This window comes from Cellulomonas sp. IC4_254, assembly GCF_011603975.1.
Classification (GTDB): Bacteria; Actinomycetota; Actinomycetes; order Actinomycetales; family Cellulomonadaceae; genus Cellulomonas.
Genome location: NZ_JAANNB010000009.1, coordinates 30302 through 42930, shown reverse-complemented (window position 1 = coordinate 42930; position 12629 = coordinate 30302). Strand labels below are relative to the sequence as shown.

At 75.8% G+C, this 12629-nt stretch carries 13 protein-coding genes; 9 read left to right on the top strand and 4 right to left on the bottom strand.

Annotation, left to right across the window (positions count from 1 at the left end; all coding sequences use genetic code 11):
• Positions 1–60 precede the first annotated feature (60 nt).
• Positions 61–912: a helix-turn-helix domain-containing protein gene (locus tag G6556_RS02115; protein ID WP_166938172.1), complete on the bottom strand. Its 852-nt coding sequence runs from the start codon at positions 910–912 to the stop codon at positions 61–63.
• A 101-nt stretch (positions 913–1013) separates the two neighbouring features.
• Between G6556_RS02115 and G6556_RS02110 the strand changes: the two genes are divergently transcribed.
• Positions 1014–1778, top strand: coding sequence for an SDR family NAD(P)-dependent oxidoreductase (locus G6556_RS02110; RefSeq protein WP_166938170.1), 765 nt, complete (start codon positions 1014–1016; stop codon positions 1776–1778).
• Between the two features lie 86 nt (positions 1779–1864).
• On the opposite strand, the gene xseA is transcribed toward G6556_RS02110, so the two are convergent.
• A complete protein-coding gene (xseA, locus tag G6556_RS02105) occupies positions 1865–3181 on the bottom strand; it encodes an exodeoxyribonuclease VII large subunit (protein ID WP_166938168.1) in 1317 nt (438 codons plus the stop codon).
• A gap of 172 nt (positions 3182–3353) precedes the next feature.
• On the opposite strand from xseA, the gene G6556_RS02100 reads away from it, so the two are divergent.
• Positions 3354–4394 (top strand): 4-hydroxy-3-methylbut-2-enyl diphosphate reductase, encoded by a 1041-nt coding sequence (locus tag G6556_RS02100; protein WP_166938167.1) that lies wholly within the window; start codon positions 3354–3356, stop codon positions 4392–4394.
• A gap of 75 nt (positions 4395–4469) precedes the next feature.
• Here the strand turns inward: G6556_RS02100 and G6556_RS02095 are convergent, their stop codons facing one another.
• A complete protein-coding gene (locus tag G6556_RS02095; RefSeq protein WP_166938165.1) occupies positions 4470–5855 on the bottom strand; it encodes a DNA recombination protein RmuC in 1386 nt (461 codons plus the stop codon).
• A gap of 51 nt (positions 5856–5906) precedes the next feature.
• On the opposite strand from G6556_RS02095, the gene G6556_RS02090 reads away from it, so the two are divergent.
• From G6556_RS02090 to G6556_RS02065, 6 genes are all read left to right on the top strand, one after another.
• Positions 5907–6674 carry an ABC transporter ATP-binding protein gene (locus G6556_RS02090; RefSeq protein WP_166938163.1) on the top strand — a complete coding sequence of 256 codons (768 nt, stop codon included), beginning with the start codon at positions 5907–5909 and terminating at the stop codon, positions 6672–6674.
• Positions 6650–8215 carry a hypothetical protein gene (locus G6556_RS02085; RefSeq protein ID WP_166938160.1) on the top strand — a complete coding sequence of 522 codons (1566 nt, stop codon included), beginning with the start codon at positions 6650–6652 and terminating at the stop codon, positions 8213–8215. Before G6556_RS02090 ends, G6556_RS02085 begins: the two co-directional genes overlap by 25 nt.
• Before the next feature lie 28 nt (positions 8216–8243).
• Positions 8244–9329: a redox-regulated ATPase YchF gene (ychF, locus tag G6556_RS02080; protein ID WP_166938159.1), complete on the top strand. Its 1086-nt coding sequence runs from the start codon at positions 8244–8246 to the stop codon at positions 9327–9329.
• Positions 9330–9398: 69 nt separating this feature from the next.
• Positions 9399–9632, top strand: coding sequence for a toxin-antitoxin system (locus G6556_RS02075; protein ID WP_166938157.1), 234 nt, complete (start codon positions 9399–9401; stop codon positions 9630–9632).
• A complete protein-coding gene (locus tag G6556_RS02070; RefSeq protein ID WP_166938155.1) occupies positions 9629–10048 on the top strand; it encodes a type II toxin-antitoxin system VapC family toxin in 420 nt (139 codons plus the stop codon). Before G6556_RS02075 ends, G6556_RS02070 begins: the two co-directional genes overlap by 4 nt.
• A complete protein-coding gene (locus G6556_RS02065; protein WP_166938178.1) occupies positions 10045–11181 on the top strand; it encodes a methyltransferase in 1137 nt (378 codons plus the stop codon). Before G6556_RS02070 ends, G6556_RS02065 begins: the two co-directional genes overlap by 4 nt.
• 36 nt (positions 11182–11217) lie before the next feature.
• Here the strand turns inward: G6556_RS02065 and G6556_RS02060 are convergent, their stop codons facing one another.
• Positions 11218–12009, bottom strand: coding sequence for an SDR family oxidoreductase (locus G6556_RS02060; protein ID WP_166938153.1), 792 nt, complete (start codon positions 12007–12009; stop codon positions 11218–11220).
• Positions 12010–12115: 106 nt separating this feature from the next.
• Between G6556_RS02060 and G6556_RS02055 the strand changes: the two genes are divergently transcribed.
• Positions 12116–12625, top strand: a complete 510-nt coding sequence (locus G6556_RS02055) for a MarR family transcriptional regulator (protein WP_166938151.1) — start codon at positions 12116–12118, stop codon at positions 12623–12625.
• Positions 12626–12629: the final 4 nt, after the last annotated feature.

Genomic DNA, 12629 nt, shown 5'->3' with positions numbered 1-12629 from the left:
GGACGGGGGAGGTGTCGCTCACGAGCACCATCTAACCAACGACCGCCGACCCCGCGCCGCTCAGCCCTCCCGCGCCGCGAACTCCTGCGTCCCGAGCACGCCCAGCAGCCGCAGCCGGCCCTCCGCCTCGCTGCGCGGCGCGGCCGTGAGCACGAGCAGCGTCTGCGCGCCGTCCTCGGTGAACAGCGCCTGGCAGTCGACCTCGATCGGCCCGACCCGGGGGTGCACCAGCGTCTTGTGGTCCTCGAACCGCCGGGACACCTCGTGCGCCTCCCAGATCGCGACGAACTCCGGGCTGCGGGCGGACAGCGCGCGCACCAGCTCGGCCGCCCGGGACCGCGGGCCCTCCGCCCCGAGCGTCGCGCGCAGCGAGGCGACCTGCGCGCGGCTCTGCCGGTCGCGGTCCTCCTCCGGGTACATCAGCCGCTCGGTCGCCGGGTGCGCGAACCAGCGGTAGATCGCGCTGCGCTCCCACCCGGTCAGCTGCTCGACGGGGCCGAACAGGGCGCGGGCGAGGTCGTTCTGCACCAGGGTCCGGCCGAGCCCGTCGAGGATCAGCGCCGGGGAGTCCGTGATCCGGTCCAGCACCCGGAGCAGGCCCGGGGCGACGTAGTCCTCGCGGGCGGCCCGGTCGGGCGCGCTGTGGCCGGCGACCCGGTACAGGTAGTCGCGCTCGTCGGGCGTGAGCCGCAGCGCCCGGGCGAGCGAGCCGAGCATCTGGGTGCTCGGCTGCGGGCCGCGCCGCTGCTCCAGCCGGGTGTAGTAGTCCGTCGACATGACGGCCAGCTGCGCGACCTCCTCGCGGCGCAGGCCGGGCGCCCGCCGCCGCGCGCCCGGCGGCAGCCCGACGTCGTCCGGGCGCAGCGCCTCCCGGTGCCGGAGCAGGAAGTCGGCCAGCGCGTCGCGATCCACCCGAGCAGTATCGGCGGGCGCGACCCGGCGGAACCAGGGATCGGCGGTCCCCCGACAACCGCTCTCTGGCGGGGCCGCGCGGGCCGCCGAAGACTCGGGGCATGCGAATCACAGGGAACACCGTCTTCATCCCCGGCGCGACGAGCGGCATCGGCCTGGCGCTCGCCGTCGCCCTGCACGAGCGCGGGAACGAGGTGATCGTCGGCGGCCGGCGCACCGAGCTGCTGGACCGCGTGACGGCCGAGCACCCGGGCATCCACGCCTACCGGATCGACACCGCGGACGCCGAGGACGTCGCCGAGGTCGCGAAGCGGGTGATCGCCGAGCACCCCGAGGTGAACGTCCTGGTCCCGATGGCCGGCATCATGCGCGTCGAGGACTGGACCGACCCGGCCGGGTTCCTCGACACCGCGGAGCAGACCGTGACCACCAACGTGCTCGGTCCGATCCGGCTGATCGCGGCGTTCGTCGAGCACCTGCAGACCCGCCCGGACGCGACGATCCTCACCGTGTCGTCGGGGCTCGCGTTCGCCCCGCTCCAGGTCACCCCGACCTACAACGCGAGCAAGGCGTTCATCCACATGCTCAGCGAGTCGGTCCGGCTGCAGCTGGCGGGCACGAGCGTGCGCGTGGTCGAGCTCGAGCCGCCGTCGGTGCAGACGGACCTCATGCCGGGGCACCGGGAGAACGCCGACGCCATGCCGCTCGACGCGTTCGTCGCGGAGGTCATGGCGCTGCTGGAGGCGCAGCCCGACGCGACCGAGATCCAGGTCGAGCGCGTGAAGTTCCTCCGGTACGGCGAGGCCCGCGGGGACTACCCGCAGGTGGTGGCGGCGCTGAACGCGCGGGACCCGCACGGGAAGTGACGCCGGGTCGCGGGCGCGCGGTGCGCCGCCGTGCGCCCGCGCCGCGCGGCCCGCGACCTGCGGCCGGGTGCGTGGGCGCGCGCCCGTCAGGCGTCCGCGTCGTCCTCGGCGGCCGGGCGCTTGCGGGCGGGTGCGACCGCCAGCACCGTCGCCATGAGCTCGCCGCGGGACACCCGGATCCGCAGCGAGTCCTTCGCCGCGACCTCGGTCGCCTCGCGCACCACCCGCCCGTCGGACGTCTGCACCACGGCGTAGCCGCGGTCCAGCGTCGCGGCGGGGGACAGCGCCCGGACCTGCGCGGCCAGCGCGCGGGTCGAGGTCACCGCGCCGGCGAGCGCGTGGTCGAGGCTGCGCCGGGCGTGGTCCCGGGCGCGCAGCACCTCGGCCTCGCGGGTGTCGACCATCGTGTGCGGTCGCGCGAGCACGGGGCGGCTGCGCACCTGCTCCAGCCCGGCGGCCTCGCGCGCCACCCGGTGCTCGACGGCCGACCGGATGCGGGCGCGGGCCTGGGTCACCCGGGCGCGCTCCTCGCCGACGTCCGGCACGATCCGCTTCGCCGCGTCCGTCGGGGTGGACGCGCGGTAGTCGGCGACCAGGTCCAGCAGCGGGGTGTCGGTCTCGTGGCCGATCGCGGACACCAGCGGCGTGCGGCAGGCGGCGGCCGCCCGGACCATCGCCTCGTTGCTGAACGGCAGCAGGTCCTCGACCGAGCCACCGCCGCGCGCGACCACGATCACCTCGACCCGCGGGTCCGCGTCGAGCTCCGCGATCGCCCGGCTGACCTGGGGCACCGCGCCGACGCCCTGCACCGCGACCTCGCGGATCACGAACTCGACCTGCGGCCAGCGCGCGCGGGCGTTCACCACCACGTCGTGCTCCGCCTTGGACTCCCGCCCGCACACCAGGCCGACGACCCGGGGGAGGAACGGCAGCGGCACCCGGCGGTCCGCGTCGAACAGGCCCTCCGCGGCCAGCACCCGCTTGAGGTGCTCGATCCGGGCCAGCAGCTCGCCCACGCCGACCGCGCGCACCTCGTCGGCGTTCAGCTGCAGCGTGCCGCGCTTGGTCCAGAACGTCGGGCGCGCGTGCACCACGACGTGCGCGCCCTCGGCGAGCGGGGCAGCGGCACCCGACAGCACGCCCGCGGGCATGGACACCGGCAGCGACATGTCCGTGTCCGTGTCCCGCAGCGTGAGGAAGGCGATGTTCGCGCCGGGGCGGCGGTTGAGCTGCACGACCTGGCCCTCGACCCACAGGGGCGACATCTTCGCGACGTAGTCGGCGATCTTCACCGAGAGCAGCCGCACCGGCCACGGGCGCTCGGCGGTGGTCTCGTTCGCGCGGGCGGGCAGCTCGGCGGGCGCGCCCGGGGCCGGGGTCGTGGGGGAGGACTGCTGCTGCACGGGCCCACCCTGCCACGCGCGCCCGACACCGGGCGGCGGCCGACCGCCGCGGCGCTGCGCCGAGTTCGGTGGCCCCCGCCGAGTTCGGTGCTCACAGCCGCCGAACTCGGCTGGACCCACCGAACCGGCCGTGGGGCGCACCCGCGCCGGGCGCGCGACCTACGATGGGCCCGTGACCGTCGGCACCGAGCACGGCGCGGCCCCCGCGGGCCGGCGCGTGCTGCTGGCCGCCCCGCGCGGGTACTGCGCCGGCGTGGACCGCGCGGTCGTCGCCGTCGAGCAGGCCCTGGAGCACTACGGCGCGCCGGTGTACGTCCGCAAGGAGATCGTGCACAACCGGCACGTCGTGGACACCCTCGCGGCGCGCGGCGCGGTGTTCGTCGACGAGACCGACGAGGTCCCCGAGGGCGCCCGGGTGGTGTTCTCCGCGCACGGGGTGTCCCCGGCGGTGCGGGCCGCGGCGGAGGCCCGGTCGCTGCGGACGATCGACGCGACCTGCCCCCTGGTGACCAAGGTGCACAAGGAGGCGGTGCGGTTCGCGGCGGCCGACCTCGACATCCTGCTGATCGGGCACACCGGCCACGAGGAGGTCGAGGGCACCCAGGGCGAGGCGCCCGCCCACGTCCAGGTGGTCGACTCCCCAGACGCGGTCGCCGACGTGGTGGTCCGGGACGAGAGCCGGGTGGTGTGGATCTCGCAGACCACGCTGTCGGTGGACGAGACGATGGAGACGGTGCGCCGGCTGCGCGAGCGGTTCCCGCTGCTCCAGGACCCGCCGAGCGACGACATCTGCTACGCCACCCAGAACCGGCAGGTCGCGGTCAAGAAGCTCGCGCCGGAGTGCGACGTGGTGATCACCGTCGGCTCGGCGAACTCGTCGAACTCGGTGCGGCTGGCCGAGGTCGCGCTCGAGTACGGCGCCCGCGCGTCGTACCGGGTGGACACCGCCGCGCAGGTGGACCCGGCCTGGCTCGTCGGCGCGCGGACCGTCGGCGTCACCTCGGGCGCCTCGGTGCCGGAGATCCTGGTGCGGGACGTCCTGGACCTGCTGGCGGCGCACGGGTTCGGCGACGTCGAGGAGGTGCGGACCGCGACCGAGGACCTCATGTTCTCGCTGCCCCGCGAGCTCCGTGCCGACCTGCGCGCGGCCGGTGGGGACGACCCGCGCCCGCGCCGCGGCGACCGCCCCGACCTGGCCGTCCGCCCGGTCTGACGGCTCCGGCCCACGTCGGCTCGGCGCCTGACTCGTCAGACCGCACCCGGCCGCCCCAGACCGCGGCCGGACGCCTCAGACCGCGCCCGGCCCCGCCTCCGGCGGACGCACGTCCCCGAGCACCGCGTCGTCCAGCGCCCCGAGCGCGTCGGCCGCCCGCCGCCCCGTCCCGGGCGCGGTGGGCCCGTCCGGCCCCAGCCCCACGACCTGCTGCGTCTCCCACGCCACGAGCTCGGGCGCGGTCACGACGGACAGCCGCCGCTCGACCGACGGCGGCGTCTCCAGCCCGCCGTCCACGACCCGCAGGTCGGCGAACTTCCGCGCGCTCACCAGCACCCGCGACTCCAGCGACGCGACCGACTGGTTGTACGCCGTGGCGGCCGAGTCGATGGCCCGGCCGACCTTGGACAGGTGCCCGCCGAGCGTCGCGATCCGGCCGTGCAGCTCCTTGCCCAGGTCGAGCACCGCCTGCGCGTTGCTGGCCAGCGCGTCCTGCCGCCAGGCGTAGGCGACGGTGCGCAGCAGCGCGAGCAGCGTCATCGGCGTCGCGATGACGACGTCCTTCTCGAACGCGCGCTCCACGATCGCCGGGTCCACGTCGATCGCCGCGTGCAGGAACGCCTCCGCCGGCACGAACATGACGACGAACTCCGGCGACGGGCTGAACTGGTCCCAGTACCGCTTGGCCGCGAGCTGGTCGACGTGCGCGCGCAGGTGCCGGGCGTGCGCGGCGAGCCGGCGCTCGCGCTCGGCCGGGTCGGTCGCCTCGGCGGCCTCGAGGAACCCGAGGAACGGCACCTTCGCGTCGACCACGACCCGCTTGCCGCCGGCGAGGTGCACGACCATGTCCGGTCGCAGCAGGCCGTCGTCGGTGCGCACCTGGTCCTGCTCGGCGAAGTCGACGTGCGGCAGCATCCCCGCGGCCTCGACCACGCGGCGCAGCTGCACCTCGCCCCACCGGCCGCGGACCTGGGACGCGCGCAGCGAGGTGACGAGCTGGGCGGTCTGCTCCCGGAGCCGGCCGGCCTCCTCGTGCATCTGCCGCACCTGCTCGCCCAGCGCGGCGTCGTGCTGCGCCCGGCTCTGCTCCGCGGTGCGCAGCTCGGCCCGCACCGCGTCGAGGGTGCGGGCCAGCGGATCGACCATCGCGCGGACCGCCTGCTCCCGCTGCGCGAGGTCGCCGGACTGCTCCTGGTGCCGCGCCGCGAGGCTCTGGTGGGCGAGGGCGAGGAACTGCTCGCTGCTCTGCGCGAGCGCGTCGGCGGCCAGCGCGCGGAACCGCTCCGCCTGCCGGTCCGCGTCGACGCTCCCGCCGCCGAGCTCCGCGGCCGTGCGCCACCGCGCGGCCTCCACCTCCGCCCGGCGCAGCCGCGCGCCGGACCGCCCGGCGGCGAGGAGCCAGCCGAGGGCGAGCCCCGCGAGGAGCGCCCCGGCGAGGGCGAGCACGATTCCGGTGTCCATGACCCGCAGATTGCCAGGCGCCACCGACACGCACGCCCCTATGCTGGGTCGATGGAGCCGATGTCCGCTTTGTCCATCCAAGGGCTGTGGAAGAGGTTCGGCACGAAGATCGCCGTGGCGGGCGTCGACCTGGAGGTCCCCGCCGGGTCCTTCTACGGCCTCGTCGGACCGAACGGCGCCGGCAAGACCACCACGCTGTCGATGGCGACCGGGCTGCTGCGCCCGGACTTCGGCCGGGTGCTCGTGCGGGGGCAGGACCTGTGGGCGGACCCGCCCGCGGTCAAGGCCGGGCTCGGCGTGCTGCCCGACGGCGTGCGGCTGTTCGACCGGCTGACCGGCGCGCAGCTCGTCACCTACGCGGGGCTGCTGCGCGGCCTGGACCGGGACACCGTCCGGGACCGCACCGCCGACCTGCTGCGCACCTTCGACCTCACCGCCGACGCCGACACCCTGGTGGTCGACTACTCGGCGGGCATGACCAAGAAGATCGGCCTAGCGTGCGCCCTCGTGCACGCCCCGCGCGTCCTGGTGCTGGACGAGCCCTTCGAGGCCGTCGACCCGGTGTCCGCCGCGAACATCCGGGACATCCTGTCGGCCTACGCCGCGGGCGGCGGCACCGTCGTCGTCTCCTCGCACGTGATGGACCTGGTGCAGCGGATGTGCGACCACGTCGCCGTGATCGCCGGCGGGCACGTGCTCGCCCAGGGCACCGTCGACCAGGTCCGCGGCGACGCCTCGCTCGAGGACCGGTTCGTCGAGCTGGTCGGCGGGCGGCGCACGGAGGGGGCGCTCGCGTGGTTGCGCACCTCGTCCGACTGAAGCTCACGCTGCTGCGCAACGGCCTGCGGCGCAGCGTGTGGAAGGTCGTCGCGCTCCTGCTGTCCGTCCTGTACGCGCTGTTCCTGCTGGGGCTCGCGGTCGTGGGCCTGGTGGCGCTCGGCGCGCACGACGACCCGGAGCTGTCCCGCACCGTCGTCGTGCTCGCCGGCGCGCTGCTGGTGGCGGGCTGGTGGCTGCTGCCGCTGGTCGCGTTCGGCGTGGACAGCACCCTCGACCCCGAACGGTTCCAGCTGTTCGCGATCCGGCGCCGGCACCTGCTGACCGGGCTCACGCTCGCCGGCCTGGTGGGCGTCCCCGGCGCCGCGACCCTCGTGCTCGGCGGCGCGTCCGCCCTGGCGTGGTGGCGGGAGCCCGCGGCCCTGCTGGCCGGGCTGGTCGGCGGCGCGCTGGGCGTCGCCGCCTGCGTCATCGGCTCCCGCGCGTTCACGACCATGCTCGCGCCGCTGGTCGGCGGCCGCCGGTTCCGCGAGGTCGCGGCCGTCCTCGCGATCGTCCCGCTCATGCTGCTCGGCCCCCTCCTGCTGGGCGCGACCGCCGGGCTGCAGGCGGTCGCCGACGCGCTGCCCGAGGTCGGGGTCGTCGTCGGGTGGACGCCGCTCGGGGCGCCGTGGGCGCTCGCGGCCGACGTCCAGGACGGCGCCTGGCTCGCCGCCCTGGGCAAGCTCGCCGTCTCGGGCGCGACGCTCGCGGTGCTCGTCGGCGTCTGGGACCGCGCCCTCTCGGCGGCCCTCGTGCGGTCGCCCGGCGGCGCGGGCCACGTCGCGCGCAGCGAGGGGCTCGGCTTCTTCGCCCGGTTCCCGGCGACCCCCACCGGCGCGGTCGCCGCGCGCAGCCTCACCTACTGGCTCCGGGACCCGCGGTACGCCGCGGCGGTCGCCGTCGTGCCGGTCATGGTGCTGCTGCTGTGGTTCGTCGGCCGGGGTGGCGGGCTGCTGCTCGGCGCCGGCGTCGTGGTCGCGTTCGTCATGGGCTGGTCGCTGTCCGCCGACATCTCCTACGACGACACCGCGTTCTGGACCCACGTGGCCGCGCCGGTCGACGGCCGGGTGGACCGCGCGGGCCGCGCGCTCGCCGGGATGCTCGTCGGCGGCGCCGTCGTGCTCGCCACCGACCTGCTCGTGCTCGGCGTCTCCGGCCGCTGGGACGCCACGGTGCCCGTCCTCGGCATGTCGCTCGGCGTGCTGGCCGTCGGCGTGGGCGCGTCGTCGATCTACTCGGCCCGCCTCGTCTACCCGGTGCCGAAGCCGGGGGACAACCCGTTCTCCACGCCGCAGGGCTCCTCGCTCGCGGTGATGCTCACGCAGTCGCTGGGGATGCTGCTGCTGCTCGTCGTGTGCCTGCCGGCGGTCGGGCTCGGCATCGCCGCAGTCGTGACCGGGCACCCGCTGCTGCAGGTGCTCACGCTGCTCGTCGGCCTCGGCTCGGGCGCCGCCGCGCTGGTCGTGGGCGTGCGGGTCGGCGGCGGGCTGTACGACCGGCGCGCGCCGGAGCTGCTGCAGACCATCCGCTCGTTCGCCTGAGGCGGCTCGCCCCCTAGGATGGTCGCCCGTGGCACTCACCATCGGCATCGTCGGCCTGCCCAACGTCGGCAAGAGCACGCTCTTCAACGCCCTGACCCGCGCGCAGGTGCTCGCGGCGAACTACCCGTTCGCCACGATCGAGCCCAACGTCGGCGTCGTGCCGCTGCCGGACCCGCGGCTGGACACGCTCGCGGAGATCTTCGGCAGCGAGAAGATCCTCCCGGCGACGGTGTCGTTCGTCGACATCGCCGGCATAGTCAAGGGCGCCAGCGAGGGCGAGGGCCTGGGCAACAAGTTCCTCGCCAACATCCGCGAGGCCGACGCCATCTGCCAGGTGACCCGCGCGTTCGCCGACCCCGACGTCGTGCACGTCGACGGCCGCGTGTCGCCCAAGGACGACATCGAGACGATCAACACCGAGCTGGTCCTCGCTGACCTGCAGACGCTCGAGAAGGTCGTCCCGCGCCTGGAGAAGGAGGTGCGCATCAAGAAGGCGGACCCCGCCGAGCTCGCCGCCGCGCAGGCCGCGCAGGCCGTGCTGGAGTCCGGCCAGACGCTGTTCCAGGGCGCGAAGGCCGCGGGTCTCGACCTGGCCGACCTCGCCTCGCTGCAGCTGATGACGGCCAAGCCGTTCATCTACGTGTTCAACACCGACGACGCCGGCCTCGCCGACACCGCGATGCAGGACGAGCTGCGCGCCTTCGTCGCGCCGGCGGACGCGATCTTCCTCGACGCCAAGTTCGAGTCCGACCTGGTCGAGCTCGAGCCCGACGAGGCCAAGGAGATGCTCGCCGAGAACGGCCAGGAGGAGGCGGGGCTCGACCAGCTGGCCCGCGTCGGGTTCCACACCCTCGGCCTGCAGACCTACCTGACCGCCGGCCCGAAGGAGTCGAGGGCCTGGACGATCCACCAGGGGTGGACCGCGCCGCAGGCGGCCGGGGTCATCCACACGGACTTCCAGAAGGGCTTCATCAAGGCCGAGGTCATCTCGTTCGACGACCTGGTCGAGGCCGGCTCGGTCGCGGCCGCCCGCTCCGCCGGCAAGGCGCGCATCGAGGGCAAGGAGTACGTGATGGCCGACGGCGACGTGGTGGAGTTCCGCTTCAACGTGTGACCGGCCGGTCGGGCGCGGCGTCCCCGGACTGCTAGCATCAGCGATAGCAGTCCCGGGGAGGTCGCCAGCATGTCCGCCATCGTCGTCCGCGGGCTCGACGAGTCCGTGAAGCAGCAGCTCGCCGCCCAGGCCAAGGAGCACGGCCGCTCCATGGAGGCCGAGGCGCGCGACATCCTCACCCGGGCCGCGCGCCGGCCGCACATCGGCGTGGCCCTGCTCCGGGCGGCTCGGCAGGTCGGCGGGGTCGACGACCTCGTCGTGCCGGAGCGCACGGACGACGCCCGGGCGGTGGACTTCGGGTGATCGTGCTCGACACGAACGTCGTCTCGGAGGTCTTCCGCCCCGTCCCCGAGCCCCGGGTCGTGACCTGGCTCGAGGGTCTCACCGGGGAGGTCGCGGTCGCCGCCGTCACCCTCGCCGAGCTCCTCGCCGGTGTGCGGCGGCTGCCGGACGAGCAGCGCCGGTCCGCGCTCGCCGAGCAGGTCCACCTGGCCCTCGAGCCCTACCGAGCGACGCGCGCGATCCTCCCGTTCGACGTCGCGGCCGCGGAGCAGTACGCGGAGGTGCTCGCCGCCCGCGAGCGCGCGGGCCGGCCGATCCACACCGCCGACGCCCAGATCGCGGCGATCTGCCGGGTGCACGACGCGACGTGCGCGACGCGCAACGTCAAGGACTTCGACGGGACGGGGGTCGACGTCGTCGACCCGTGGACCGCATGACCGCCGACCTGCTCGCCGCGCTGCGCTGCGACCCCGAGATCCCCGCGCCGGACCTGGTGGCCGTCGACGCCGCCGACCGGCTGGTCCTCGACGAGGCCGCGCCGCTGCTGGAGGACGCCGCGCCGGGGACGGTCGTGGTGCTCGGCGACCGGTACGGGGCGGTGACGCTCGGCGCGGTCGACCGGTTCGGCCTGACCGGGGTCCGGGCGCACACCGACCGGCTCACCGGCGAGCTGGCGCTGGCGGAGAACGCGGCCCGGCTGGGCGGCGCGGACGCGTTCCGGTCGTCCGCCGGCCTGGACCCGGAGCTGGTCGCCGGTGCCCGGGTCGTGCTGCTCCTGCTGCCGCGCTCGCTGGACGCGCTGGACGAGGTCGCCGGGCTGGTCGCGAGGCACGCCGACCCGGCGGTCGCGGTCGTGGCCGGCGGCCGGGAGAAGCACATGTCCCGGGCGATGAACGAGGTCCTCGCCCGGCACTTCGCGCGGGTGCGGGCCAGCCGCGGCCGGCAGAAGGCCCGGGTGCTGCACGCGGCCGGGCCCCGCGCGGCGGACGGCGCCGCCGACCCCGCCTGGCCCGTCTCAGCGCGGCACGCGGACCTCGGCCTGACGGTGTGCGCGCACGGCGCCGCGTTCGCCGGCGCGCGGGTCGACATCGGCACCCGGTTCCTGGTCGAGCACCTGCCCGATGCCGTGCCCGAGGCCCGCACCGCCGTGGACCTGGGCTGCGGCACCGGGGTGCTCGCGTCCGCGCTCGCCGCGGCCCGCCCGGGCGTCGAGGTCGTCGCGACCGACGAGTCGGCGGCGGCCGTCGCCTCCGCCCGGGCGACCGTCGCGGCGAACGGGCTGGGGGAGCGGGTCCGCGTGCAGCGGGCGCGGGGGACCGCCGGGATCGCCGACGCGAGCGCCGACCTCGTGCTGCTCAACCCGCCGTTCCACGTCGGGGCCGCGGTGCACGACGGCGTGGCACGCGGGCTGTTCGCCGAGGCGGCGCGGGTGCTGCGCCCGGGCGGCGAGCTGTGGTGCGTGTGGAACTCCGGGCTGGGCCACCGGCCGGCGCTGCAGGCGGCGGTGGGGCCGACCCGGCAGGTGGCGCGGAACCCGAAGTTCACGATCACGGCGTCCCGCCGGGCCTGACCGGGCCGCGCGAACGGCCTGCGCGCCCGGCCCCGCTCACAGCAGCGTCGTCAGCACGCCCCCGTCGGCGCGCACCGCGGCACCGTTGGTCGCCGACGACAGCGGGCTCGCCAGGTACACCGCGAGCCGCGCGATCTCCTCGGGCTCGATGAACCGCTGCAGCAGCGACGTCGTCCGGGCGGCGGCGAGCGTGTCCTTGAGGTCCCCGGCCGGCACGCCCTGCGCCCGCGCGATCTGCTCGACCGTGCCCGCGACACCGTCGGACCAGGTCGGCCCGCCGAGGATCGTGTTGACCGTGACCGCGGTGCCCCGGGTGGTCTTCGCGAGGCCGTTGGCGAGGGCCAGCGCCCCGGCCTTCGTCACGCCGTAGTGCACCATGTCCGCCGGCACGTCCACCCCGGACTCGCTGCTGACGAACAGCACCCGGCCCCGGCCGCGCGCGAGCATCGGCGGCAGCAGCCGGCGCGCGAGCCGGACCCCGCTCATCAGGTTGACGTCGAGGTAGCGGTGCCAGTCGGCGTCGGTGATCTCCCCGAACGGTGCCACCTCGAACACGCCCACGTTGTTCACCAGCACGTCGACGTCGCCGAGCCGGTCGAGCAGCCGGTCGACCTGGTCGGCATCCGCGACGTCGGCGGCGATCCCGGACACGACCGCGCCCGGGGCCGCGGCCCGCAGCCGGGACTCCGCGTCCCGCACCCGACCCTCGTCCCGCCCGTGCACGACGACCTCGGCGCCCTCGGCGAGCAACGCCGCGGCGATCGCGTAGCCGATGCCCTGCGTCGAGCCGCTCACGAAGGCGCGGCTCCCGGTCAGCTGCAGGTCCATGGTGTCCTCCCCGTGCCGCCGCACGGTGCGGCGATCACTTGCTCAGGAAAGTCACCGTAGGCGCGGGTCGCTTTCCTGGGCAAGTCATCACGGCTAGGCTGCGGGCATGACGGACGATGCCGCGACCCCCGACGAGCTCGCCGGCGACGACCTCGCGACCTGGTCCGCCCTCGCGACCGTCCTCGAGTGGCTCCCGCCCGCCCTGGACGCGCAGCTGCAGCGGGACGCGGGGATCACGCACTTCGAGTACGGCGTCCTCTACGCGCTCAGCCGGGCCGACGGCGGCACGCTGCGGATGAGCGTGCTGGCCGACTACGCCAACAGCACCCTGTCCCGGCTGTCCCGCGCGGCGGCCCGGCTGGAGGCGCGCGGCTGGCTGCGCCGCGAGCCGGACCCGGCCGACGGGCGGTACACGCTCGCCCTGCTCACCGACGACGGCCGGGCGGCGGTCGCCGCGGCGACGCCCGGGCACGTCGGGACGGTGCGCCGCCTGGTGCTCGACCGGCTGACGGCGGCGCAGGCGCGGCAGCTGCGGGAGATCAGCCTCCGGATCGGACGCGCGGTCCGGGAGGAGGGCGGCTGGCGGCCGCCGGCGCCGAGGACGGGGGAGGGCTAGGCCC